The following is a 24920-nucleotide window of genomic DNA, read 5'->3' on the forward strand; positions in this document are numbered from 1 at the left end:
TTCATAGCTGATCGTATAGGTGCCAGCAGGGGTGCCCGCAGGGACATCGAGCAGACCCGTGGCCGGATCGAGCACCGGAACCGGCGCGCCAGGGCGAACCGGAACCGCAGGGCTGGTGATGGTTGCGGTGATATCGGCTGTATCAACCGGCGCTCCGTTGAGCGTATCATTGGCAAAGACATTGATAATATCATCACCGCCAGCCGCGCCGTTCACCGCAGGGGGTGTTTCAGGGGCAACCACCAGCGCCGATGCCACAACCTCAACGCTGATCGTCGCGGTTTCGCAATTGGCGGGGTTCAATGCCTCGCAGATCTGATACTCAAAACTATACGTCCCAGCAGCCGTACCCGCCGCCACATCGACATTGCCGGTGGCCGGATCAAACGTCAGACCCGAAGGCACGCTCGATCCCGGCGCAACGCTCAGCACCGCATTGGCCGCAGAGGCTGCAACACCATTGATGGTGTCGGAGGTAAACGCATTCACAACCGCTGTCGCACCGCTCGCACCGTTCACACCGCTCGCGCTGTCATCAGAAGCAACAATTACAGCATAGACTGTATCGCTATCGGTAGCGGTGTTGTTGGCTGTATTGGTATCGTTGAAACCCGAGGGAACGGTCACGGTCGCCGTATTCTGCGCTGTTTGCGCGGATGCCGCGGAAGCCATGCTCACGGCCAAAAACGGCAGGGCGCTGCAAAGCATACCCTTCTTGAAAGCAGAAGACTGGGCAAATTGTTCGTTACTAAAAGGCATGATCAATCCACTTCGCAGGAATATGTCAGAGTGAGAGCGTCACCATTTTCCAGTGTACCCAGCGTGATCCCGCCAGAGGTCAAATTACCGACGGTGAATGTACCCGCCGGAACGCCATCGCCTGCAAGCGTAACCGGGTTTGCCGCAGGACATGTGAGGCCTGTGCCGGGGGTGTCTGTCACCACAGCGCCGGTGACCGCTTCTGGTCCGCTATTGGTGACAGTCACCGTGTAGGTTGTTGATGTACCGCTGGTGAGAATGTCGTTGGGTTGATCGACCTCGCCATTGGTGCCCGGTGTGTTTGTTTTGGTCAGCACCAGATTAACCTGCGGCTGCGTAATGGCCACGATGTGATCCTCTACTTCGCCGTCAGGCGCAGCGGATACGGCATCAAGTCCGGATGCGCTGGAGAAACGCAAGCGGACAAGCCGGTTGCCTATCATTGCGGTATTGGGGACATTGGCGGTGATGCCGATAACTCCGAGAGCTGCCGAGGCATCCTGGGCGGAACCATCGGTCAGATCGCTGGCAATGCGTTCGCCCGCAGCGAAAACGCCATCACCGTTCCAGTCGACCCAGGCCTGCATCCGGCCTGTACCGGGAACGGGCTCTGTCACAGCGACGTCAATAATTTTGCTTTGGGTGGTTTTAAGGCCGGTGAAAACCACGCCGTCCTCGTCATCGGCAGCGGGTCCGAACGTATCATCACCAGTTGCGCCAGCGCCGGACCGGGGGCCTGCATCGGCGTCAATTGTTGGCCCGATCAAAAACTGGCCGGCCGCGGGCACAAGTCCCAGACCCGCAGTATTGGGCACTTGTTGAAAACTATGCACAGGGGTTCCTGCGCTGGCCGGGCCATCAGAATAGTCGCACGGCAGGATAATGCCCAATGCGACTGCTTGAATCCCGCCATTTGTCGTAATGTAAATATGCGTTCTTGTGGCGCCAAAACTTCCAACCACCGGGGCATGACTTGGCTGAAAACTTTTCGTCAATGAAAAGCCAAGATTACCGAAGCCGCTAGTGGTGTAATTGGATCCGTTGATATTCTCTATCAATGCCCACGGGCCGCCATTGGTTACAACGCCAACCGCTTCACCGGGTCCGGTCGCTTCTCCATCAAGAAAGACCAGATCAAGCGGCCTCGACACGCCGTCCAGAGTGTAAGCCCATGTGATAACGAAATTCACGTTACCGGTGGTTCCGCTGTACAGGCTTTCCCCGTTTCGTGGTCCGTTATAGCCCTGGTAAACGGCATTGCCGGAAAAATTGTTGAGATCGCGCGGACGGATATTGTTCCCGATACCGGGGTCTGACATTTGGCTGAAGGTGGCGGTGATGGAGCCGCGCCCTGCACGGCAGGTTGGCAGAGCGAAATTGACGACATCGCCGTTCTGTATCCCGTCGCTCAGCGACGAGCCTTCCCAATCGAACAGCGCGAGACTGCCCTTGTTCACGCCGTTACCGCTATTGGCATAAGTGATCGTGCCGGTGCCTGTTGTCTGTGCCTGGACAGCCACACAGGGACCAAAGGTTGCAGCCACCGCTGCTCCGGTCGCCAGCAATAGACGCATCGTCTTTTGAACCTCTGCAAATCCCAGTGGTTCGCGGGCGTCTGGACGCGCATGACGAGAGATTACTGTATCAGTGGCGATTGCTGACGGGTTCACGTTCAATTCTCCTTTGTAGGGCGTATTTGGGCCCTCGCTTGAAAGAATTGGTAACGGAGGTTGGTTAATTTTTTGCTAAATTTGCCCGTAGCACGGGGGAGTGCGGCAGGTTTTACTACTTGTTACAAAGCGGGCTTTCCCGATTGGCAAATCCGCGTGTCTGGCGTTAATTTTTACCCGCGCGCTGGCCGGCCGGGGCGTCTCGTATTGCGCAAAGCGTTAAATAATCAGGGCGTTCAGCAATCACGGTGTTGCCCGGGCGGTATCGGAGGCCTGAAACCTCGAACATACCATGCCGCGCGGTTCGACCGGAGGGTTCGCCAATGTCGCTGCCAGTACCCGCCCACTGGCAAACGGCGGGGTGTTACCCGCACTGACTTAATCTGCGACCCGGTTGGCCCGGTTCAAAGCTGCGGGGGTATCTATATCAATCAGGGTTTCTGGCGGGGCCGCAACCCATGCGGCGCGGCGCAGCATTGCGCGGGCACCAATATCGCCCGAAATGCGCGCCAATTGGGGCAGAAGGGCATATCCAAAAATGGCCGGAGGCATCGGCTGACCGTTTTGACCAGCGCGTGTGGCCGTTACAGAAAGAGCATCTGCCCCGTCTGACTGCGCGATGAGCGCGCGAAAATGTGTCTGCGTGACTAATGGCATATCTGCCAGACAGATCAACAACCGGCGCGCGTTAACGGAACTGGCCAACTCTGCAGCCTTCGCCACCGAGGTGCCCATGCCGCTCTCGGCATTATTGTTCACTGCGAGAGTGAAGCCGGCCCGTTGCCAGGCAGGGCGGCATGCATGCGCATGTGATGCGGTGATGACCCACCGGTGGGCAAATGACAAAGTGGATAGGGTGCGGCACACCTGCACGCCGAGCATTTCCCCGCGAAATTTCGCTGCGAGCTTATCCTGCATACCGAACCGCCGGGAATGCCCCGCTGCAAGGACAGCCACCGAAACCGGGCCGGGCTCAACCATATTCATCGGCAAAATCACATTGCTGATAGGTGCCGATGATTTTGGCGAGAACAGACAATGCAAGCGTATCGGGGTTTCGGGCTGAGTGGAACATGCCCGCAGGTCCATCAATTGTGGAGACAGCTTCGGGCGAAAGACCGGCACGGTGTAAGTGCTCGCACCGTGCGGCGTGAGCGGCGCGGCTTCCCATCGCGCCGATATAGAAGCCGGGCATTTCCAGCGCGCGCGCCATCAACTGCGCTTCCCACTCGTGATCATGAAACAGGAAAATCGTGGCTGTCCACGGGTCGGATGCGAGCAGGTGCGTATCGGCAGTCATCTGCAAGACGGCGACCTGGGCTGACTGGCTTTCCAATCGCTTGGCCAGCAGAACGTCAGGCGTGAGAATCCGTGACGGCATATGCATTGCGCCCGCCAGCCGCGCTAGCGATTCTACTGCTGCGCCGTGCCCGATGATCTGCAACCGGGCGCATGGCCAGTGCCCGATGGTTGCGGTCTGTTGCCGCGCATCAAAGGCTGTCGCTTGCCAGTGCGATGCAAATTCCATGTCAGCGCCGCGTGCGGGGATGGTGAGCGAGAAAGGGGTGCGGCGTGACAGAGCCTTGCGGCACTGCGCAGCGAGACTGTTTTCGCTCAGCGGTTGAAAATGAATATCGAGCCCGCCGCCGCATGGCAATCTGATATCCAAAAATCGAGAGCCTGCGCCGAAGCGGGTGATGCGCGGTTTGCCATCGGCCAATGTTGCCATAGCTTCTGCCACCACCGCATTTTCAATACAGCCCCCCGATAATGATCCGGTGAAGCGGCCATCTCTGCCCACTGCCACATGGGCACCCGGATCGCGCATGGAGGTACCCTCCACCGCAAGCACAGTTACCAATACGCAATCCTCGCCTCTGGCCAAATGTCCGATCAGGAATTCAAAAATGCGCTCTCGGTCCATTGATATACATCTGTGCAGTGCGGATTAGTATGACTGTGCAGGGGCGGCATTTGCGCCCTCTGGGGCCGGGCTGGATGCGCCGGGTTGCGGCGTTGCCCGCGGTATCGGGGCCGGGGCCGGTTCCCTCACCACAATCTGCTCAACCGGCGCTTGCGCGCTAGAGTCGCAGGCGGCGAGGGCCAGGAGCCCCATGAACCCCATGAACAATATAACGACCGGGAATGTTTGCTTGGTGGACACGGGTGTCACGGCCTTCCAATTCAGCTAAAATGTTTGGCAACGGGCAATTCGCGGATGCGCTGGCCGGTTGCGGCGAAAATGGCGTTGGTGAGCGCCGGGGCTGCGGGCGGAAGCCCCGGTTCGCCCCCGCCGCCCAGAGTGTCAGGCGCACCATTGATGATCCGGGTTTGGATCTCCGGCGCATCGTCCATCCGCATCATTGGATAATCGTGGAAATTGCTTTGCATTACTGCGCCATCTTTCAAAGTGATCGCGTTATAGAGCGCGGCAGTCAGGCCGTAGATAATTCCGCTTTCCATTTGTGCGATCAGACCATCCGGGTTCATCGCAAAGCCGGCATCAACGCAGCAATATACTTTGGTAACGCGCGGCATTGTGCCTGTCATATCGACGTCCGCGACCTGTGCCACGATGGACCCGAATGACCGCGCAGTGGCGATGCCTCGCCCATGCCCCTGGGGAAGCGAGCTGCGCCAATTGGCCATCTGTGCTGCGCCTTCCAGAACCGCGCGGTGGCGCGGGGACTTGTGGAGCAGCTGGCGGCGGAATTCAAACGGATCGGCGCCTGCCGCATGCGCCAGTTCATCCACGAAGCTCTCCACGAAAAACCCATGCTGGCTGTGCCCGACAGAGCGCCAACTGCCAAACCGCAGCGGCGATGGAACATCCACACTGCGGATGGACACATCGGGGATATCGTAGAATTCTATTAACGGCGCCTCGCCAGGCTCGTCATTCGTGCAATGGAGATTGTTCCAGCTTACCGCTTTGCCGCTATTATCCAAACCACCGGAGAAGCGGCTGATATCTGCGGGCCGGTAGTAATCATGCGCGGTGTCCTGCTCGCGCGACCAGATCATTTTCACAGGATAACCGGCGGCTTTCGCGATGCGCGCAGCCTGCAATACATAATCATTTTCTAGCCGCCGCCCGAACCCGCCGCCAACCATGCTGATATGGACGGTAACATCCTCCGCGCTGACTCCGGCGCCTTCAGCCGCAGCTTTGCGTGCAAGCAGAGGCATCTGTGTGCTGGTCCAGATATCGCATCGCCCATCGCGCACCCATGCGGTGCAGTTCATTGGCTCCATCGTCGCATGGGCGAGGTAGGGCACGCGGTATTCGGCGTCGATTACGGTTGCGGCATTGGCAAGAGCGGCGCTGGCATTGCCCCGGCTCATTTTGGTGTTGCCGCCATCCATTCCCGCATCATCCAATGCAGCGGTAAAGCGGGCGAACACAGCCTCGCTATCCAACGCATCATTGTCAGTCGCGGTATACGTCGTTTCTATCGATCTCAGCGCCTGTTCTGCGTGCCAGTAACTGTCTGCGATGACCGCAATGAAATCCCCCATGTTGAGGATTTGCAATACACCGCGCATGGACCGGGCAGCCGTTGCATCCATGCTAGCCACCTGCGCACCGCTGACAGGGGCGGCCCTGATCGCGGCATATTGCACCGGCATGTCAGCTGGACCGCCGTCAATTCCGTATTGCGCTGTGCCATCGACTTTCGGCGGAATGTCTTTCCGCAATGCCGATTTGCCCATGAGCTGAAAATCTTCAGCGCGTTTGAGCCGCGGGTTGACCGGAAGATCCTGTTCCGCCGCCGCTGCGGCGAAATCGGCATAACGCGCCGACCGGCCGCTGGCAGTGTGGCTGAGCATGCTGCGCGCGGTCGTGATTTCACCAGGAGACACATTCCAGGCCCTGGCGGCGGCGGCAATAAGCATTTCGCGCGCTGCTGCACCGGCCACACGCATGCCGCGTTGTCCGGTGGCCCTGACTGATGAACTGCCGCCAGTTACATAGGCATCCGCGAGACGGGAAATTTGGGTGAACAGCCCGTCATATGTCGGCTCCATCATCTCGCTGCCTTCAAGCCCGGGCGCGATGAAGACACGCACTGCTTCATGCGACACGTAATTGCCGTCCGCAGGTGCACTGATCATTTTGACCTGCTCCCAATTGGCATCCATCTCGTCGGCCAGCATCTGCGCAATCGTGGACATCGCGCCTTGCCCCATTTCGATATGCGGAATGATCGCGGTAATAACATTGTCAACGCCGATTTTTATCCAGCTATTGACCAATATTTCGCCGGGCCCGTCTGCAACCACCGGGCCGAGCCTATCGACCGGATTACCGGTGCGCACGCCAACGCCGATCAACAAAGCGCCCCCTGCCACCACCCCGGCGCCGATAAAGCCGCGGCGCGTCCATTTGGCGGCTGTGCTGCGCTGCGGCCCGGTTTGCGGAGTGCCGCTCATGCACTGTCTCCGCCCGCAGAGGTGCCGATCCCGGCGGCGATTTTTATGGCCTTGCGAATGCGCCCATACATGCCGCAGCGGCACACATTGCCGCGCATGGCGGTGGTAATCTGGTCATCGGTCGGACGCGGCGTGTCGCGCAACAAAGCAGCGGCGGACATGATCTGGCCCGATTGACAGTATCCGCATTGCGGCACCTGTTCGCTGATCCACGCCCGTTGCAGATTGCCCGGCGTTCCCTCCGCGTCTGCAAGACCCTCAATCGTCGTGATCGATTTGCCGCCTGCTTCGGAAATCGGAACCGAGCAGCTGCGGATCGGGGCACCGTCCAGATGGACCGTGCAGGCGCCGCATTGCGCTATACCGCAGCCAAATTTGGTACCGTTCAAGGCCAGCTTTTCGCGTAAGACCCACAGGATCGGCATGGCTGGATCGGCATCGACCTCTACCGGCTTGCCGTTTACAGTCAGAGAAATCATCAAAGCCATCGTGGTTGCGCCTTTGCATAGCTGTGCAGCCCTTATGCCATAACGGTAAAGCAAATCCAGCCAGCGAATGTGTGAAGCGGACGGCGACTGACCGCTATTGACTCATGTTTCTTTCAAGTCTTTGTAACATTTTGGCGGCAGGCAAGGGGGGTGCATTGTCTGGAAATCTGAAGGAAGGCGCGGCGCCGCAAAGCCGGTTTCGCGCATTTTTGAGTTACAGCCACGCCGATCAAGCGGCGGCGCAAAGGCTGCACCGCAAGCTGGAATCCTACCGGTTGCCGCGCCATCTTCGTGGTGCAGTCAGCAATCTGACACACGATGGCCGGATCGGCGCGATTTTTCGGGACCGCGAAGATTTGCCCGCCGCACAGGATTTGACTGCCAGTGTGAAAGAGGCGCTGGCGGCTTCGGAAACCTTAGTGGTGGTGTGCTCTCCCGATGCCAAAGCCTCGGTCTGGGTCGCGCGCGAGATCGCCTTTTTCCGGGATATCCACCCGGACCGGCCAATCCTGGCGGCGTTGCTGCGCGGCGACCCGGAGGACGCCTTTCCTGAACCATTACTTCATGGCCGCGAACCGTTGGCCGCGGATTTGCGCAAGGAAGGTGACGGCGCGCGGCTCGGCTTTCTAAAAGTGGTTGCTGGAATTGCCGGGGTGCCGCTGGACGCGCTGATCAACCGTGATGCCCAGCGCCGCGTCCGCCGTGTGACCGCGATCACAGTCGCTGCGATCGCCGCAATGATAGTGATGGCTTTGATGACGACATTTGCAATCCAATCCCGCGATCAGGCTGTAGAGGCGCAAATGCGTGCACAAGCGCAGGCGGAAACCACGCAGCAACTCAATCGCTTTTTCGTGAACGATTTCCGCAGGTCCTTATTGGGGCATGGGCGCATAGATATTGCAATGGAGTTTTATCCTAAAGTGCTGGAATATTGCACCAAGCAAAACCTGCAAAATATTGGTGGCCAAACCGGCCCAGCAAACTGCGCAGAGATCATGCAGATCATGGGCGCAGACTATGTCCAGTCAGGTGATCTCAAACTGGCGCGGAAATTTTTTAACCAGTCGCATAGATGGACCGCCAGCCAGCTTGCTGCGCGGCCATCCAACAGTCGGGATCTGTTTAATCACGCCATGAGCGAGAACAGACTGGGCTTATTGTCTGTCGCCGAGGGCGCGCGGCGACAGGCCATCGAAGAATTTACCCGGGCGCGGGAGCTTTTGGAGCAGGGTGGCCGCAGCACGAGAGCCACCAGAAAATGGCTCCAGCAGATTGCGTATGTGCATGGAAATCTGGGATCCAACATTCTGCAGATAGGCGGAGATCCCAAGCAGGCACTCGTTCATTTGCGCAAGGCAACACAGGCGAATGAGCAATTACTGTCTGTGCACCCTGACAACACGTGGACTTTATATGACCAGAGTTTTCAGCTCCAATGGCTGGCCGATGCATTGTTTAGAACCGGTGCAAATCGCGCAGCACGCAGCGCCACCCGGCAGTATTTTATCATCAATCAAAAGCTGGTTGCTGGCGACCCGGACAACGCACAGTGGCAGGAACAGGAAATGCAGCTGCTCGTCCGGCATGTTGAAATCTTGGATAGGGAGGGGCTGGACGGTGACCGGCAAAGCTTACTCGCGCGGGCAGATGCGATAGCTAGAAAATTATCTGCGCATGACCCCGGCAATGCGGCCTGGTCTAACTATGCGGCGAAAATCGCGACACTGAAAAAGGAACAAATCTGATGGCAAAATCACAAAGCAACGGCGCTCGCGGCGAGAAAATCTACGTCTTCAAAATCGATTGGGCCCACGCGACGGGAACGGTTCATTACACCTCCGCTTTGGTGTCCCAGTCGCAGGATGTGTCCAAAATTGAGCGTCAACTTAATGCAAATTATGATTTTGCAGACGGTCTCGTGCCAGCCGAGGATGTGACGGTGGGCTTCAATACGGCTCATGACCGACAATTGGATATCAAGATTGATAAACCTTCTGATAAGATGCGCTTTATTTTCCAATTGCCGCCATCCGGGGAATTTGACCTTAGATTTTTCAAATCCTCGTCGTTTTCTGCCGTGCGCACCCGGCCGCGTCTCAAAATGCGCAAAGTTTTTCAGGATGTTCGTACTTCAAATGACCGCAAGACGGCTTCATTCCTCTTGAATATAAAGGCGCTGAAAAAAACGAGGCTGTGCAAGCAAGTGGAGCGCGAAATGTCCTCACACAGAGACAGAATAGCACTACACGAGAAGCCTTCCATTGCATTGCCTTTGGGGTTTGATCTGGTCGAGGATAAGACTGGCCTGACCGGATGGGTTTTGCCGCGTGACAGCCACAACAAGTCAATACTGGTTCATGGCGGACCTCACCCGCCAACGTCTGCATTCATCACGATCCCGCTAAACGCTTAGCACGGTGCGTATGAACCCATACCCCGCCATCATTCGTCTTGCGCGCTCGGGTTCGCCCGGGCGCGCTTGGTCGATGATGAAGGAGCACGGGCTGCTCGATGCCGATGCCGACCCGCGCGCGCTGACATTGCAGGCCCGGTTGGTGAAAGATCGCGCAAAACATGCAGAAGCCGGCGAACGCGCACGCCTATATGCTGATGCGGCTGCGCTGTATGCAAAGGCGGGGGCGCTGGATAATGCCAGCTATCCGTTGATCAATGCTGCGTCACTGTCTTTACTCGCGGGAAAAACGGATCAGTCAGTGAAACTGGCGCGCGATGTTCTGGCGGCGCTTGATGCCAATCCTGATGAGGCCGAAACGCCCTATTGGCGCGAGGCGACGCGGGCGGAAGCTTTGCTGCTGCACGGTGATGAAGTGGGCGCGCGCACGGCGTTGCGACGGGCGGTGGCGAAACAGCCTGCCGCTTATGAGGATCATGCCGCGACCATAGGCCAGTTCGAACTGCTATGCGAAGAAATGGGTTTTGAGGCGGGCTGGCTCAATCAAATCCGGCCGCCAAATGCGGTGCAGTTTGCAGGATTGATGCACACGGCCATGTCGGAACAGCCCGCCCAGCGTGCCATTGCCGATTGGCTGGAGCGTGAAAATATCGGTTTTGGCTATGGCGCGCTCGCCGCCGGAGCGGATATTTGGATTTCGGAAGCGTTGGCCGAACGCGGTGCCAAATTGCATGTCATCCTACCGTGTGAGCTGACCGCCTTTCGTGATCTGTCCGTGACCCGTCTGGATTTTGGCTGGGGTGACCGGTTCGACCGGTTGATGAGCGCGGCGAGCGATATCACCGTTCTAAATGACGCAGCTGCGCCGAGTGGTGCTGCGGTACAGCGCGGTGATGAAGTCGCGCTGGGGATGGCAAAGCGTCACGCCGCAGCGTTGCGGTCTGAGGCCAAACGGCTGCGGATCGTAGGCGCTGGCGATGCACGCACGCCCCCGGCCCCTGACATGTCGGCACCCACGGCGATCGTGACCGCCACCCGCCAGCCGCCAAAAAGGCACCAGCCTTCCATGTCCGGCGGCGCGCTGCGCTGGTGCGTTGCCAGCGGCGGCAATATCGGCATATTCAAAACACCGGCAGAGGCGCTCTTGGCAGCAAAACGTTCCGCGACAGCTGTTGCAATCGACTACGCTGTCGCCGCTTCGGGGGATATCGCGCCGCTAGTTGAGCAGCGTGTGACCGCGATGGTGGATTGCGCAGAACAGGGACAATGCCTGGCCACACAGGAAGCCGCTTTCGCGCTATATGCTGCCAGCACCGAAATGCGTGTCGAAGTTGCAGGAGAGATGCGGTGGAGCGGCGGAGCGGTGCCGCTGTTCGCCATTATCTGACGCCTAGATAATTTCCTGCTCCAGCATCCGCAGCGATGTAACAGTCCAGTGACTTTTGGATTTCTGCAACAATCCGCGTTCTTGCAGTTTACTAATCGCGCGGGATGCCGTTTCGCGTGCCGTTTGTGCCTTCACGCCCAAAGCGGTCACCACCGGGGCAGGCGTTATCCTGCCTGAAGGATCGGCTTGATCGAGCAATTCCTGATACACTCTGCCATTGGCAGTTAGCGTAACCCGCGCGGCCATACGGCCCAGAACATTGCTCAATTGCCGCGCGAAAAGCGCCGCGAGACCTGAACCGATGGCGGCACGGGACTGCGCCAATGCGTGTATTTGGGCAGTGCCGATGACGATCATCTCGACCGCGTCTTGCGCGATAACTTCCACATCATGGGGCGCATCGAACGGGAAGGCACCGAAAATTTCGCCCGGCTCAACTGTGGCAATTTGCGTATATTGGCCGTCCTCACTCAATGCGCGCAGCGCGACTGCGCCGGAAATGACGAATTGGCAATGCGATGATATGTCGCCCTGATAGGCAAGCGTTGTGGCAGGCTGCTCGGTAACTATCCGTGTATTGTGATACAGCTCTTCGGCATCGTCCGGCCCGCAGCCAAGCAGTGCTTGCAAAACCGATATGTGTTCTGACTGGTCCAAGATACCCCCTCTGGCCGGCAGACCGACAATGAGCGGATGGAATGACAAGCGTCAACCGGAAAGCATATTGGCGGCGCCATGTTTATGCCTATTGACCGCGTGCAATTGTCAGGCACAAGCATGCGCATGACCAACGCGCATAATTCGGTACCGTCCAGCCCCAGCCATCCTGCGATATTTGTGCCAAGCGGTAACGTGAATCTGGCAGAATTCCTGTCGGTCAATCAAGATCTAATCGCTGAAGGTTTGGAGGCCAAGGGCGCGGTACTGTTTCGCGGATTTGCCGTAGCTGATGCAATCGCATTCGATGCCGCAATTGGCGGTTACGGCGGCGAGAATTTCTCTTATGAGCAATCGCTGTCCAACGCTGTGCGGGTGAATGTCACTGCGCGCGTATTCACGGCCAATGAGGCCCCGCCGACGACCGAGATTTTTCTTCATCACGAAATGGCGCAGACGCCGGTTTACCCCTCCAAACTGTTTTTCTATTGCGAAGCTGCAGCAGAACAGGGCGGGGCGACCCCGCTGTGCCGGTCCGATTTATTGTTGGAGCGGATGCAAGCAGAATTGCCTGGTCCAGTGGCGGAATTTGCAGATAAAGGGGTACGTTATTCCAACACGATGCCTGCCGATGATGATGCGGTATCCGGCCAGGGTCGCAGCTGGAAATCGACACTGAGCGTGAATGACCGGTCCGGGGCCGAGGCGCGCTTGTCCCAGCTCGGCTATAGCTGGCAATGGCAAAATGATGGCGCGCTGCGAGTGACAACGCCGCGACTGGAGGCCATGCGCCAGACAGCGGATGGCCGCAGCACATTTTTCAATCAGCTGATCGCCGCCTATCGCGGCTGGTCGGATGGCCGCAATGCGGCCTCGCGTTCAATTACCTTTGGCGATGGCGGTGTGATTGACCATGACGCAATGCTGCACGTTATCAGCATTGCAGACGATCTTACCTATGATCACAACTGGCAGACAGGTGACGTGGTGCTGGTGGATAATTATCTGGTCATGCACGGCCGCCGGCCTTTTCGGGGTCAACGGCGCGTCTTGGCTTCGCTACTGCGATAATGCCGTCAGGGCCCTGTCTCTAGGGAAGCTGCTGCCCCATTGCGGCTTGCAGCACATCATACCAGGCGGTGCGGGTCCAGGTGACTGTATGAATGTCGCGGGCATCGGCGATACGGGCCGGTGTCTGACTGCCGATGATCGGGATTGGCCGGGCAGGATGCGCCGCGATCCAAGCGAATGCGACGGCGGCGCGCGATACGCCGAAGGTCTCGGCCACAGTGTCCAACGCGGATGCAATCGTTTTTTCGCGATCCGTTGCTGGGTCTGCAATCCGCCCGCCGCCGAGCGGTGACCATGCCAGAACCGCCATGCCGTGCTGCATCGCGGCATCGAATTGACCGTTCAAAAGCGGATCCAAACATAATGGCGAATATTCCGGCTGTGTGCTGACCAGCGGTATGTCCATCGCGCTGCGCAGGGCGTCTGTCTGCGCGGGGGTGAAATTGGACACGCCGACTGCGCCCACTTTGCCCGATGCCACAGCAGTTTGCAGTGCCTCTGACAATTCGCCGGGATGCGTCAGCATATCGGGCCGGTGGACCTGCCACAGATCAATATGCTCTACGCCCAAGCGAATTAGGGAGGCGTCAATTGCGCCAGCAATATAATCGCGTGAGGAATTATACGGCGTGCCCAGCACAATCCCGCCTTTAGATGCGAGTACCATTTGATCGCGCAGTGCAGGGGCATCAGCCAGGATCTGTCCCAGTAAATGTTCCGAATGCCCGAAACCACCGGGCATGTCGCAGCCATAAATATCTGCTGTGTCAAACAGAGTAATCCCCGCCTCAAACGCAGCATCTACGCGCGCTCTGGCGGTTTTGAGATCAACATTCCCGAACCGCCACATCCCCCATGCGACGCAGGATATTTCGGGTCCGCCAGCATAGAGCGGCCGAGTTGCGGGCAAAGTGGGCAGAATAGCGTCAGTCATGCAAAAACATCCGGATCACAGAAAGTATCAAACAATGCGGCAAACGGACTACCCTTGCGATAAAATACAGGCGGCGCACCTAGCGGAGCGTCAATAGTCAGCCACGTGCCGCCCGCATAGGAGCGTGCGGACCATAGATGCAACCAATCATCGCCTTCCGGCAGATAGACCGGCCATTCTTCGGTCTGCGGCTCGATCACCGGAACCACGAGCACATCGCGGCCGAGCAGATAATGGAACTGTAAATCGAGGCAATTGAGGTCCTGCGGATAATGCAGGAATAATGGCCGCTGTAATGGCAGCCCGCTATCTGACGCTTCATCACATAGCGCGCGCATATATGGTGCCAAGGCGGCATGCACCCGTGTCATATAGGCGAAGTGAGACAGGATTTCCGGTGTGCTGTCCACTTGCAGATTCTCTTCAGGCCGATTGCCCTCATGGCTGCGCATGACCGGTGTAAAGGCGGACAGCTCCGCCCATCGCATAATCAGTTCTGCGCTGCGTATATTGCCATTCAGACTGGTATACCCGCCAATATCGCTATGGTGGTATGCATTGCCGAGAAGGCCAGCAGACAAGGCCGCGCAGATCGCGGTGCCGATCCCGTCATGGCGCGAAAAATCAACTGACTGATCGCCTGCCCACAGCAGAGGGCAATGCGCACCAATACCGCTATGTCCGGCGCGCATGAAGAACAGCCTATCGCCAGCATTACCCGCCTGAGCGATGGCGCGCGCATTGGTTTGCGCCCACAGAACCGGCCATTCATTATGCGCAAGCAACGGGTCTGATCCGTTAGCAAGGCGCGCATCGGCAGGCAGATACTCGCCAAAATCAGCCATCCAGCCGGACATACCTGCATCCAGCATTTCACGCTGCAGAATACGGTCGATAAACCAGTCGCTTGCGGCCTGATGGGTAAGGTCGATCATCGCGCAAGTGAATTCGCCAAAATCGACCAGATAAGGCTCGTCGCGGGTCTGGTGTAATACCAGATGGCCAAGCTGTCTGGCACGTTCATACAGCGGGCCATCAATGGCGAGATAGGGATTGACGTAGCCCAGGAAACGGATGCCGCGCCCACGCAACTGTACGATCCGCTTGGCCAAATCAGGATAGCGGGTGTCATTCACCTGCCAATCCCAGAACAGCCGCTTTCCAAAACTGGTTTCGCGAATGCCAGCCCAATCTTCGCACCACAGGCCCGTAACCGCCACGCCCGCATCGATCATCGCATCCAAGCGGGTAAAACTGTTGGTGCCATCCTTCAGGCCGACAATGACACCCGATATTGCCCAGTCAGGCAGCGGCGGCTGTTTGCCAAACCGATCCGCCAACTGGCTGACAAGGCCGGTCAGCGCAGGCGCAGAAAACAGTTCCAGCCGGGCCGGAACATCCCATATTTCGAGCAGGTGACGATCCGGCGCAGTAAAATCGAATTCTGCATAGGCGCGGCTATCTGCGTGCAGCGCGTAGCGGCGCGATGATAGAAATGTCGGCTGCGGATAATAGGTTGTCCAGTAATCGCCCATATGCGCGGCCGTGGTCAGGCTTTCGCCGCGCGCGGCCACCGGATCGCGCCCGACGCCGGGCTCGCCCGTCCACAATGGAAAGCGCCGCCCGCGTAAATTGAGGTAGGACATCTGCTCGCCGCAGCCCCACACGCTTTCATCACGCTCCGCCTCCAGTGCCAGCCACAGGCGGTTGATCGCAGGATCATGGCTTGCGAGCGCAATGTGGCCGCGGTGAATACGCAGTGTCAATGCGGGATCGGATGCAGCGTCATGCGCCAGAACGATAGCGTGGCCGGATACGTCGGCGTGACGCAGCGGAATTGTTCTGGTGACAGTGTCGGACAATGCGAAATGGCCGCGATCCGATCCGATATCGGGCGTTCCCTCGCCAATTGTGAAAGCCGGCCGGTAACAGCGGTGCGCAATCAGGACCACATCGCCCAGCACAATATCAAACCCGTCTGCCTGGGCAACGATCTTGATCAAGCAGCGGGCCGCCATTGATCGCGTTTGACCATAATTTCGGTAAACAGCTCTGATGCCATCTGGCGATCGAGCCAATCGCGTAATTTCGGCAGCGGCTGTCGGTCAAACCAGGCGCGGTCGGTTGCCGCGAATTGCCGGATAAAGGGCATGATCGCGGCATCGGTAAGCGTGAGCCTATCACCGCACAGAAACGTGCTCGCTTCCAGCCGCCTTTCCAAGTTCAGCAGAATCTGCGATGCGGCAGCTCTGTGTTCTTCGGCATCGGTGCCGTGGCGTGAGGCGTATTTGTAGCGGTCTAGATGGTGTTTGAACGGGCCGTCATTGGCAGCGATAATTTCTGCATCGTCGCCGGCCAGCCAGCCATCGGGATCATTCGTAGCCAACACCCACCGCATCACATCAATGCTTTCGTCGATGACTGTCCCGTCTTGGAGAACGAGCACAGGCACTGTCCCCTTGGGTGAAGCGTCGAGCATTGCCTGAGGCTTTTCGCGCAGTTTCACCTCGCGCATCTCGCAGCGCGTACCGCTTACCGCAAAAGCCATCCGCGCGCGCATGGCATAGGGGCACCGGCGGAAAGTATAGAGTACCGGTTCAGTCATGGCCGCCGGAAACAGTGTCTGATGCGGGTTTCGGCTTTTTGACCGGCTTGACCCCGATATGCCCTACGCCGCGCTGCCTGGCGAGCAACGCCTGTTTTTGCCGTTCGGCATAACGGGCACGCTGAGCGGCGGTCCGTTCGCCGTGGCATGCAGGACAGGTCACGCCGCGCTGGTAGAGATCGGATGCCATATCGGCGTCGGTCAGGGGAATCCGGCAGGCGCGGCATAGCTGATACGATCCCGGTTTCAGACCGTGTGTGACGCTAACCCGTTCATCGAAAACGAAGCATTCGCCTTCCCAGCGGCTTTCATCCTCCGGGACCTGCTCGAGATAGGACAGGATGCCGCCTTTCAGGTGATACACCTCGTCCAGGCCTTCGCTTTTAAGAAAGGCGGTCGATTTTTCACAGCGAATGCCTCCGGTGCAGAACATTGCAATTTTAGGTGTCCTGCCATCTGCTTCAAACTCGCTGCGCCTGGCGCGGAACCAAGCGGGAAAATCGCGAAAGCTGGATGTTTTGGGGTCAATCGCACCAGCAAATGTACCGATGGCGACCTCATAATCATTGCGTGTGTCAATCACGATAACATCGGGGTCGTCAATCAGCGCATTCCAGTCATGGGGTGCAACATAGGTTCCGACATCGCCTACCGGATCAAGATCGGGCTGGCCCATCGTTACGATCTCCTGCTTGATCCGCACTTTCATCCGGTAGAAGGGCATAGACGGTGCGCGCGATTCTTTTATCTCGATGCTGTTGCAACCAGGCAAGTCACGAATGTGATCCAGCACTGCTTCAACCCCGGCATCACCGCCCGCAATCGTACCGTTGATGCCTTCGGATGCGAGCAGTAGCGTGCCTTTGATGCCGGATTTTTCGCATAATTCCGCCAGGGGTTCCTGGATGGCCGCCGGATCAGCAAAGGGGGTAAACTGATACAGCGCAGCGACCCGAAATGGCAGAATATCAGTCGGGGTGGTCATGGCAGACAATATTACGGGTTCTGGCCTTCAATGCCGATCAGTTCGATGGTGAACAACAATGTCGCGCCGCCCGGTATTGGCCCCTTACCGCGCGGGCCGTAAGCCAGATCGGATGGGGTAGCGATTTCGATTGTATCACCCACACCCATTTTCGGCACAGCCAATTGCCATGCAGGGATCAGGGCGCCGAGCGGAAATGTTGCTGGCTGACCGCGCTTGAATGAACTGTCAAACTCTGTGCCGTCAATCAGGGTGCCGGCATAATGCAGCGTCACAGTATCGCGCACTGTCGGTTTTGCGCCGCTGCCATCGCCTTTTACCCGGCGCCACATCAGCCCGCCTTCGATCCAGCTCCAGCCATCGCTCGCCTGGAGAGAGGCCAGAGCAGCCTGCTGGGCGTTGTGCCACGCCGCTGTCTGTTCGGGTCGCTCGGGCTGCGTGGCTGCCAATGCGGCAACCGAAATACCCGCCAATGCCAATGCAGCGAAGGTGATTTTGATATGATTTTGCACGTGTATCTGCCCTTAATTAATTGAGCCATTTCTTTGCGCAGCGCGCTCGTAAAATGCAAGGAAAGGCTTGGCTGGCATTTTCCGATGTACAAAAACCGTCCTTGCACACGCGGCGGCTTGGCTGTCATATATACGGCAAAGCACAGCCAGCGCAAAAGACTGCGCATGAGAGGACTTCTGCCATGACCGAATTCGTCAAGCGCCCGCAAACCGACCATGTCACGCATTGTTCCGGCGAACGCTATGCTGCGCTGTACGAACACTCTATTGCAGATCCTGATGCATTCTGGCTGGAGCAGGCGCAGCGACTGGACTGGTATGAGGTCCCCACCAAGGGCGGTGAGTGGAGTTTCGATCCGGCAGATATTGCCTGGTTCGCCGATGGTTCGCTGAACCTGTGCTATAATGCGGTTGACCGCCACCTGGCCGAACGCGCTGACGATATTGCGCTGATTTTTGAGCCTGATGATCCTGCTGATGGCGGCCGTTCACTGACATATGGTGAGTTGCACCGTGAAGTGACCGGCATGGCCAATGCCCTGAAAGCACTCGGCGTGACCAAGGGCGAACGCGTGACGGTTTATATGCCGATGATTGTCGAAGGCGTCTTGGCGATGCTCGCCTGTGCGCGGATCGGGGCGATCCATTCGGTCGTTTTTGGCGGCTTCTCGCCAGAGGCTCTGGCGGGCCGGCTGATTGATTGCGGCAGCCGCTTTGTTATCACAGCAGATGGCGGTTTGCGCGGCAATAAACCGGTTCGGTTGAAGGCCAATGTCGATGCGGCTCTGGAGCATAAGGATGTCAGCGTTGCCGGAGTGCTTGTGGTCAAGCACACTGGCAGCGATGTCACAATGATTGGTGAGCGCGATCATTGGTATCATGATCTGGTCAGCGATGCGGAATGTCCGTGCGCGCCGATGAACGCCGAAGACCCGTTATTCATTCTCTATACCTCCGGGTCCACGGGAACACCCAAGGGGGTGCTGCATACCACTGGCGGTTACGGCGTATGGACCGCCGCCACGTTCCATTATACGTTTGATTACCAACCGGGCGAGATTTACTGGTGCACTGCTGATATTGGCTGGGTCACAGGCCACAGTTATATCGTCTACGGCCCGCTGATGAACGGCGCGACGAGCGTCATTTTCGAAGGTGTACCCCACTTTCCTGATCATGGCCGGTTCTGGGATGTGGTGGACAAGCACCATGTCAATATCCTCTATACCGCGCCAACCGCCATTCGTGCCCTGATGCGCGAAGGCGATGAGCACGTGACGCGCCGCGAGCGGTCATCGCTTCGGCTGCTTGGCAGCGTGGGCGAGCCGATTAATCCCGAAGCCTGGCGATGGTATTTCGATGTGGTGGGGGACAAGCGTTGCCCGACTGTCGATACTTGGTGGCAAACCGAAACTGGCGGCGTGATGATCACAACCTTGCCCGGTGCGCATGATATGAAGCCGGGATCAGCAGGGTTGCCGTTCTTTGGTATTACGCCGCAACTGGTCGATAATGACGGCACTGTTTTGGCAGGAGCGGGCGAGGGTAATCTGTGCCTGACCAGCAGTTGGCCGGGCCAGGCGCGCAGTGTCTACGGTGATCATCCGCGGTTCGAGCAGACATATTTCAGCACATATAAAGGCAAATATTTCACCGGTGATGGCTGCAGACGTGATGCTGATGGCTATTACTGGATCACCGGACGGGTGGATGATGTGATCAACGTGTCAGGGCACCGTATGGGGACTGCCGAGGTTGAAAGCGCGCTCGTGTTGCATGATCTCGTCGCCGAAGCGGCTGTGGTGGGTTACCCGCATGATATTAAGGGTCAGGGTATCTATTGTTACGTTACGTTAAATGCCGGTGTGGACAGTTCAGAGGAACTTCATGCTGAACTGCGCCAGCATGTGCGCAAGGAAATCGGCCCGATTGCCACGCCTGACCATCTGCAGTTCACTGACGGCCTTCCCAAAACCCGGTCGGGAAAGATCATGCGGCGGATATTGCGCAAGATTGCCGAGAATGATTTTAGCTCTCTGGGAGATACATCAACGCTGGCTGACCCGTCACTGGTGGAACGGCTGATCGAAAATCGTCAGAACAGTTAGGCCCGATGGCTTGGCTGGCGCGGCGGGCGGGGCACCAGTATCGGAGTTTTCCGGCGATATTCCTGATACGCTGGATCATCGCCCCACCGGTTTTTGGCTGATTTATCGAGCAGCGGAATGCCGCTTACTTTGGTCAGTAGCAGAGTGACGAATATGGGCGATAGCAATACCAGCCAGCCCCAGCCAGACAGAAGCGGCAGCGCGATGATCGTAATGCCGGTCCACAGCATGATCTCGCCAAAATAATTGGGGTGCTGTGACCATGCCCAGAGGCCGGACTGGATAAATCTGCCAGTGTTGCCGGGGTTTTTGCGAAACGCATGTTTCTGGCGGTCGGCGATGGTTTCTATCGCGAACCCGCCTGCCCAGACCAGCGTGCCGATCCAGAAAAACAGGTCCAGCGTGCCGCGATCCGCTGCGGTGATTATCGCGAGCGCGGCAGCGGCGGTAAAAATCGCCCAAAGTGCCTGCAAACTCCATGCGACCAGAAACCGCGCCGGGTTCACTTTAATCTGGTCAAAGCGCGAATCATGGCCGCTCTGCTGGATGCGGATGAACAGAAAACTGCCCAGCCGGATACACCATATAGCGACCATCACAGCGGCGATGATGGCTTTGATCTCGAGCGGGCCTGACAGTATCACAGCGGTTGTAATAACTGCCAGATAGGTAAGCGAACCGACAAAGTCGTAATATTTCTCAGTTCGGGCAAGCGCGGAAGGAATATAAGCGAGCCAGTTCACCGCAAATGCGACCAGCGCGCACAAATAGAGCACCGGATATCCGTTCCATTGCGCTCCGCCCGTTCCGGCGAACCAGGAAAAAGCCAGTCCCAGAACTGTCACGATCAGAACGATAACCATGCTGATGAGCGAGCGTTTGGCGTTGGTCATGAAACATCCCTGTGCAGTGCGGCGGGAATTCCTATGGACCTACCGGTCCGAACGGCAATATCCCAGCGGCGTCAGCTTCCCAACGGCGCCAGAACCGTCCGGTTCCGCCGCCCGGTCAGGGGCTGCGCAGCTTGGCGGTCTGCAGGAAGCGGGCCAACGGCCTGCCAGAGTGCGACATGATGCTGTCTATGGCCCATAATTGGCAAGCATGCGCTCCCACGCTCCCTATGCGGCACGCCCGCCACCGGCAGTTTCTGCCAATGGCGGGCTGCGGTGTTTACAGACCGGCGCGTGAAGGCTGATAAACCCAGCGAACCGTCAGGTCGCGGATAGGGCAACGTGCCGTTTCATATGATGGTCGACATTCCCCAATTCGGAATCGAAAACGGTCAGCCGTTTGAAATAGCTGCCAATTGCCAGCTCATCGGTCATTCCCATTCCGCCGTGAATCTGGATCGCGTCCTGGCCGATCCGCTGGGCCGCTTGACCCAGACGGACTTTTGCAGCCGAAATCGCGCGTTTGCGCTCGTCGGGTTCTGCATCCAGTTTCAGCGTTGCCAGATAGGTCATCGATACCGACTGTTCATATTCAATGAACATGTCGACCATGCGGTGCTGCAGCACCTGGAATTTGCCAATCGGCGAGCCGAACTGCTTGCGCTGGCGTGAATATTCCACAGTCATTTCATATGCGCATTTCATTGCGCCGCACGCCTCAGCGCACTGCGCGGCAATGACTTCATCGGTAACGCGCTCTATCAGGGGTAACGCCTTGCCTTCTTCACCAATCAATCCATTGGCCGGAACGCGAACATTTTCGAAATAGATTTCTGATGCGCGGCGGCCATCGACCGTTGGATAATCGCGCGTGACGACCCCGTCTGTATTCTTGTCCAGCACAAATACTGAAATACCGTCAGAATCGCGGCGTTCGCCCGATGTCCGCGCGGTGACGATCAAATGCGTTGCCCAAGGTGCAGCGATGACGACAGCCTTGTGGCCATTGAGCATGTAATGGCCACCGTCCTTCTTGGCTGTGGTTTCAATATCAGCAAGGTCATAGCGGCCGCGCGGTTCGGCATAGGCGCAGGCATAGATCCGGCTGCCATCGACGATGCCGCCAATATGATCTTCTTTTTGCTCGGGCGTGCCGGCATGTTTGAAAAAGCCGCCAGCACAAACGACGGTGGAGACGTAAGGTTCGACCACCAGGCCGCGGCCGAACTCCTCCATAACAATCAGCGAGTCGATGGCGCCGCCGCCAAAGCCGCCATCGGCTTCCGAGAAGGGCATGCCAAGGAGGCCAAGTTCTGCGAGCTGTTCCCACAATTCGGGCCGCCAGCCGCTGTCGCTTGCCACCACCGAACGCCGCGTTTCCCAATCGTAATTCTCGCGCACAAGCCGCGTCAGGCTGTCGCGCACCATTGTCTGTTCTTCGGTAAAGTTAAAATCCATCACTTCTCTCCGGTTCGGCGGTGACCCGCCCCGTATTCAGCCGCTATTACAGACCCAGGATCATCTTGGTAATAATGTTACGCTGAATCTCATTGGATCCGCCATAGATCGATGTCTTGCGCATATTGAAATAGGATGCAGCAGCGTGCTGCGCATAATCCGGCCCGATCGGGTAATCATTCGATCCGGCATCGCTGACGCTGCGGTAATAGGGTGTCCCGTAATGGCCCACGGCTTCCAGCGTCAGTTCGGTCAGCCGCTGTTGGATTTCGGTACCCTTGATTTTCAGGATTGAGCTTTCCGGACCGGGGCCGCGGCCAGCCTCCTCGCTTGCCAAAGTCCGCAGTTCGGTGATCTCGAGCGCGGCCAGATCAATATCCAGCTGGCTGACTTTGCGCGCGAAATCAAAGTCCTTGATCAGCGGTTTGTCATCGAGGAGTTCCCGGCCGGCTATCTCGCGCAGTTGTTCAACGCCGCGCTTTGACCGCGCTACCCCGGCGATGCCTGACCGTTCGTGGGCGAGCAGGAACTTGGCATAGGTCCACCCCTGATTTTCTGAACCGACCAGATTTTCGACCGGCACTCGCACATCGGTCAGCCAGGTCTCATTGACCTCATACCCGCCATCAATTAGCTTGATCGGGCGCACTTCAATGCCCGGCGTTTTCATATCGATCAGGATAAAACTGATGCCCTCTTGCGGTTTGGCGGCATCGGGATCAGTCCGGCACAGGAAAAACCCCCAATCGGCATGCTGCGCCAGTGTGGTCCAGGTTTTCTGCCCGTTAATGATGTAGTGATCGCCATCGCGCACAGCAGTGGTCTGCAGGGATGCCAGATCGGATCCTGCGCCGGGCTCGCTATAGCCCTGGCACCACCATGTTTCGCCGCTGCGGATGCCGGGCAGATGCTGGGCTTTCTGGTCTTCGCTGCCGAATGTGTAAATTACAGGTCCCACCATAGAGACGCCAAAAGGTAATGGCATAACCGCATTTACCCGGGCATTTTCTTCAGACCAGATATAACGCTGGGTCGGGGTCCAGTCGGTGCCGCCATATTCTTTAGGCCAGGCTGGAACGGACCACCCTTTATCGCCAAGAATTTTGTGCCACGCTACCAGATCTTCAGGCGCCATGTCATCGCGCAGACCAGTTTCGGCGGCCTGCTGCGGATAATTCTCGGCAATAAATTTTCGCACCTCATCACGAAAAGCAATTTCTTCAGGGCTGAATTCCAGATTCATGGGGCGACTCTCCTAAGATACATGGCAAGCTACTTACACAACTGTCAGGAGCTGAAAAGGTCCCAAATACTGCCGCAGCGGGGATCGACAAAACCTGCGGCGTGTGGTGAATTGCACAGATGCCAGCGGACACATTACTTCAGGCCATTGACGGGCTTAAGAGCGAGTTGTCCGCGCGCTCCACTGAAATTGAGGATGCGCGCCGCTTGCCTGCGGATATAGCGGGCAAGCTGGCCGTTGCGGGCCTGTTCAATATGCTGAAGCCAGCAGCACTGGGCGGGCTGCAAGTGTCCCCGCAAGATATGTCACGCGCGTTGATGCACATAGCCGCCGCGAATGCTTCGGCGGGATGGTGCGTAATGATCGGCACCACATCGACCTTGGCGGGCGCCTATCTGGACCGGGCGGCAGCTGATGCGGTTTATGGCGAGCCGCTAGATATTCATGGCGGAGTGTTTGCGCCAATGGGCAGGGCGGAGGATATGGGCAGCCATTATCTGCTCAATGGTACATGGCAATGGGGATCAGGCTCTGCCAATTGCGCGTGGCTCAGCGGCGGCGCGATGATTTTCAAAGATGGCGAATTACAGCGCAGCGATAGCGGCGCACCCAGGCACCGAATGATGTTCTTTCCCGCAGACCAGGCCGAATGTATCGACACCTGGCATGTTGCGGGGCTGGGCGGAACAGGCTCGGGCGATTTCAAGGTCACGAATGTGCGCATTCCCAAAGACCGTAGTGTATCCTTCATTGACGATAGCCCGCGTGATCCCGCACCGCTTTACAAGTTCCCGCTATTCGGTTTGCTGTCTTTGGGCGTGGCTTCGGTGACGCTCGGCAATGCCAGGGGAGCGTTGGATGAAAGTGTTGCACTGCTTAAGGCCAAACGTACCGCTGGCGGTGCGCGCAGCCAGTCGCAACGAGCGACAGTTCAGGCTGACATTGCCTGGGCGACGGCAGCCTTGCACGGTGCGCAAGCATGGCTGGAAAAGACCGTCGATGAGGCCTGGCGGGAAGCCCTGAGCGACGCGCCTATCTCGGTCGCGGCGCGTGGGCGGCTACGTCTGGCCTGTGCCACTATGTCGGAGGTTGCGGCGGATGTATGCAAAACCGCCTATACGCTTGGCGGCGGCAGCTCGGTGTATCTGGCCAGCAGTTTGCAACGCCGTTTCCGCGATGCCCATGTGATGACGCAGCATCTGGCCGTGTCATCCGCCACCTTCGAACTCGCCGGCCGCGTGCTGCTGGACGAGCCTGTCGATACAGCAATGCTGTGATAAGCCCGTCGGGCTATTGTCGCTTA

At 57.9% G+C, this 24920-nt stretch carries 21 protein-coding genes; 6 read left to right on the forward strand and 15 right to left on the reverse strand.

Annotated elements, in window-relative coordinates; all coding sequences use genetic code 11:
- The 6 genes from WA922_RS00005 to WA922_RS00030 form a co-directional block, all read right to left on the reverse strand.
- A partial coding sequence (locus WA922_RS00005; protein WP_424769622.1) for a hypothetical protein occupies window positions 1-672 on the reverse strand: 672 nt, incomplete at its 3' end.
- 89 nt (window positions 673-761) lie between these two features.
- Window positions 762-2429, reverse strand: coding sequence for a CshA/CshB family fibrillar adhesin-related protein (locus WA922_RS00010; RefSeq protein WP_424769623.1), 1668 nt, complete (start codon window positions 2427-2429; stop codon window positions 762-764).
- A gap of 378 nt (window positions 2430-2807) precedes the next feature.
- Window positions 2808-3416: a nucleotidyltransferase family protein gene (locus tag WA922_RS00015; protein ID WP_424769624.1), complete on the reverse strand. Its 609-nt coding sequence runs from the start codon at window positions 3414-3416 to the stop codon at window positions 2808-2810.
- The gene (locus WA922_RS00020; RefSeq protein WP_424769625.1) at window positions 3403-4353 is read right to left on the reverse strand and encodes an XdhC family protein; all 951 of its coding nucleotides are present in this window, start codon (window positions 4351-4353) and stop codon (window positions 3403-3405) included. Before WA922_RS00020 ends, WA922_RS00015 begins: the two co-directional genes overlap by 14 nt.
- 260 nt (window positions 4354-4613) lie before the next feature.
- Window positions 4614-6863: a xanthine dehydrogenase family protein molybdopterin-binding subunit gene (locus WA922_RS00025; RefSeq protein WP_424769626.1), complete on the reverse strand. Its 2250-nt coding sequence runs from the start codon at window positions 6861-6863 to the stop codon at window positions 4614-4616.
- Window positions 6860-7342 (reverse strand): (2Fe-2S)-binding protein, encoded by a 483-nt coding sequence (locus tag WA922_RS00030; protein ID WP_424769683.1) that lies wholly within the window; start codon window positions 7340-7342, stop codon window positions 6860-6862. The genes WA922_RS00025 and WA922_RS00030 overlap by 4 nt, the downstream gene beginning before the upstream one ends.
- A 164-nt stretch (window positions 7343-7506) precedes the next feature.
- Between WA922_RS00030 and WA922_RS00035 the strand changes: the two genes are divergently transcribed.
- Genes WA922_RS00035 through WA922_RS00045 form a run of 3 tightly spaced genes read left to right on the forward strand, consistent with a single transcriptional unit; the run spans window position 7507 to window position 11154 of the window.
- A complete protein-coding gene (locus WA922_RS00035; protein WP_424769627.1) occupies window positions 7507-9099 on the forward strand; it encodes a TIR domain-containing protein in 1593 nt (530 codons plus the stop codon).
- On the forward strand, window positions 9099-9767 hold the full coding sequence (locus WA922_RS00040) for a hypothetical protein (RefSeq protein ID WP_424769628.1): 669 nt from the start codon (window positions 9099-9101) through the stop codon (window positions 9765-9767). Before WA922_RS00035 ends, WA922_RS00040 begins: the two co-directional genes overlap by 1 nt.
- Before the next feature lie 10 nt (window positions 9768-9777).
- Complete coding sequence (locus WA922_RS00045; RefSeq protein ID WP_424769629.1) at window positions 9778-11154, forward strand: tetratricopeptide repeat-containing protein; 1377 nt, start codon at window positions 9778-9780, stop codon at window positions 11152-11154.
- A 3-nt stretch (window positions 11155-11157) separates the two neighbouring features.
- Here the strand turns inward: WA922_RS00045 and WA922_RS00050 are convergent, their stop codons facing one another.
- Window positions 11158-11811, reverse strand: a complete 654-nt coding sequence (locus WA922_RS00050; protein ID WP_424769630.1) for a Crp/Fnr family transcriptional regulator — start codon at window positions 11809-11811, stop codon at window positions 11158-11160.
- A gap of 78 nt (window positions 11812-11889) precedes the next feature.
- On the opposite strand from WA922_RS00050, the gene WA922_RS00055 reads away from it, so the two are divergent.
- Entirely contained in the window at window positions 11890-12882 is a 993-nt protein-coding gene (locus WA922_RS00055) for a TauD/TfdA family dioxygenase (protein ID WP_424769631.1), read from the forward strand.
- 19 nt (window positions 12883-12901) lie between these two features.
- Here the strand turns inward: WA922_RS00055 and WA922_RS00060 are convergent, their stop codons facing one another.
- The 5 genes from WA922_RS00060 to WA922_RS00080 are packed head-to-tail and all read right to left on the reverse strand — an operon-like array spanning window position 12902 to window position 17918.
- On the reverse strand, window positions 12902-13816 hold the full coding sequence (locus WA922_RS00060; protein ID WP_424769632.1) for an aldo/keto reductase: 915 nt from the start codon (window positions 13814-13816) through the stop codon (window positions 12902-12904).
- A complete protein-coding gene (locus WA922_RS00065) occupies window positions 13813-15834 on the reverse strand; it encodes an alpha-glucosidase (protein WP_424769633.1) in 2022 nt (673 codons plus the stop codon). The genes WA922_RS00060 and WA922_RS00065 overlap by 4 nt, the downstream gene beginning before the upstream one ends.
- Window positions 15816-16421, reverse strand: a complete 606-nt coding sequence (locus tag WA922_RS00070) for a glutathione S-transferase (protein ID WP_424769634.1) — start codon at window positions 16419-16421, stop codon at window positions 15816-15818. The genes WA922_RS00065 and WA922_RS00070 overlap by 19 nt, the downstream gene beginning before the upstream one ends.
- Window positions 16414-17406 (reverse strand): rhodanese-related sulfurtransferase, encoded by a 993-nt coding sequence (locus tag WA922_RS00075; protein WP_424769635.1) that lies wholly within the window; start codon window positions 17404-17406, stop codon window positions 16414-16416. The genes WA922_RS00070 and WA922_RS00075 overlap by 8 nt, the downstream gene beginning before the upstream one ends.
- An 11-nt stretch (window positions 17407-17417) precedes the next feature.
- A complete protein-coding gene (locus tag WA922_RS00080) occupies window positions 17418-17918 on the reverse strand; it encodes an FKBP-type peptidyl-prolyl cis-trans isomerase (RefSeq protein ID WP_424769636.1) in 501 nt (166 codons plus the stop codon).
- A gap of 182 nt (window positions 17919-18100) precedes the next feature.
- Here WA922_RS00080 and acs point away from each other — a divergent pair, with 182 nt between their 5' ends.
- Window positions 18101-20026 carry an acetate--CoA ligase gene (gene acs / locus WA922_RS00085; protein ID WP_424769637.1) on the forward strand — a complete coding sequence of 642 codons (1926 nt, stop codon included), beginning with the start codon at window positions 18101-18103 and terminating at the stop codon, window positions 20024-20026.
- On the opposite strand, the gene WA922_RS00090 is transcribed toward acs, so the two are convergent.
- From WA922_RS00090 to WA922_RS00100, 3 genes are all read right to left on the reverse strand, one after another.
- Window positions 20023-20919 carry a DUF1295 domain-containing protein gene (locus WA922_RS00090; protein ID WP_424769638.1) on the reverse strand — a complete coding sequence of 299 codons (897 nt, stop codon included), beginning with the start codon at window positions 20917-20919 and terminating at the stop codon, window positions 20023-20025. The genes acs and WA922_RS00090 overlap by 4 nt on opposite strands.
- A gap of 318 nt (window positions 20920-21237) precedes the next feature.
- Window positions 21238-22374, reverse strand: coding sequence for an acyl-CoA dehydrogenase family protein (locus tag WA922_RS00095; protein ID WP_424769639.1), 1137 nt, complete (start codon window positions 22372-22374; stop codon window positions 21238-21240).
- A 46-nt stretch (window positions 22375-22420) separates the two neighbouring features.
- Window positions 22421-23617, reverse strand: a complete 1197-nt coding sequence (locus WA922_RS00100) for an acyl-CoA dehydrogenase family protein (protein WP_424769640.1) — start codon at window positions 23615-23617, stop codon at window positions 22421-22423.
- A gap of 119 nt (window positions 23618-23736) precedes the next feature.
- Between WA922_RS00100 and WA922_RS00105 the strand changes: the two genes are divergently transcribed.
- Entirely contained in the window at window positions 23737-24894 is a 1158-nt protein-coding gene (locus WA922_RS00105; protein WP_424769641.1) for an acyl-CoA dehydrogenase family protein, read from the forward strand.
- The last annotated feature ends 26 nt before the right edge of the window (window positions 24895-24920 follow it).

This window comes from Pontixanthobacter sp. (assembly GCF_049682855.1).
Lineage (GTDB): Bacteria > Pseudomonadota > Alphaproteobacteria > Sphingomonadales > Sphingomonadaceae > Pontixanthobacter.

Coding starts and splice junctions, on each gene's coding strand:
- WA922_RS00015 (WP_424769624.1), bottom strand. CDS start 3,416: ATGAATATGGTTGAGCCCGGCCCGGTTTCGGTGGCTGTCCTTGCAGCG.
- WA922_RS00020 (WP_424769625.1), bottom strand. CDS start 4,353: ATGGACCGAGAGCGCATTTTTGAATTCCTGATCGGACATTTGGCCAGA.
- WA922_RS00025 (WP_424769626.1), bottom strand. CDS start 6,863: ATGAGCGGCACTCCGCAAACCGGGCCGCAGCGCAGCACAGCCGCCAAA.
- WA922_RS00030 (WP_424769683.1), bottom strand. CDS start 7,342: ATGATTTCTCTGACTGTAAACGGCAAGCCGGTAGAGGTCGATGCCGAT.
- WA922_RS00040 (WP_424769628.1), top strand. CDS start 9,099: ATGGCAAAATCACAAAGCAACGGCGCTCGCGGCGAGAAAATCTACGTC.
- WA922_RS00045 (WP_424769629.1), top strand. CDS start 9,778: ATGAACCCATACCCCGCCATCATTCGTCTTGCGCGCTCGGGTTCGCCC.
- WA922_RS00055 (WP_424769631.1), top strand. CDS start 11,890: ATGTTTATGCCTATTGACCGCGTGCAATTGTCAGGCACAAGCATGCGC.
- WA922_RS00060 (WP_424769632.1), bottom strand. CDS start 13,816: ATGACTGACGCTATTCTGCCCACTTTGCCCGCAACTCGGCCGCTCTAT.
- WA922_RS00065 (WP_424769633.1), bottom strand. CDS start 15,834: ATGGCGGCCCGCTGCTTGATCAAGATCGTTGCCCAGGCAGACGGGTTT.
- WA922_RS00070 (WP_424769634.1), bottom strand. CDS start 16,421: ATGACTGAACCGGTACTCTATACTTTCCGCCGGTGCCCCTATGCCATG.
- WA922_RS00075 (WP_424769635.1), bottom strand. CDS start 17,406: ATGACCACCCCGACTGATATTCTGCCATTTCGGGTCGCTGCGCTGTAT.
- acs (WP_424769637.1), top strand. CDS start 18,101: ATGACCGAATTCGTCAAGCGCCCGCAAACCGACCATGTCACGCATTGT.
- WA922_RS00090 (WP_424769638.1), bottom strand. CDS start 20,919: ATGACCAACGCCAAACGCTCGCTCATCAGCATGGTTATCGTTCTGATC.
- WA922_RS00095 (WP_424769639.1), bottom strand. CDS start 22,374: ATGGATTTTAACTTTACCGAAGAACAGACAATGGTGCGCGACAGCCTG.
- WA922_RS00100 (WP_424769640.1), bottom strand. CDS start 23,617: ATGAATCTGGAATTCAGCCCTGAAGAAATTGCTTTTCGTGATGAGGTG.
- WA922_RS00105 (WP_424769641.1), top strand. CDS start 23,737: ATGCCAGCGGACACATTACTTCAGGCCATTGACGGGCTTAAGAGCGAG.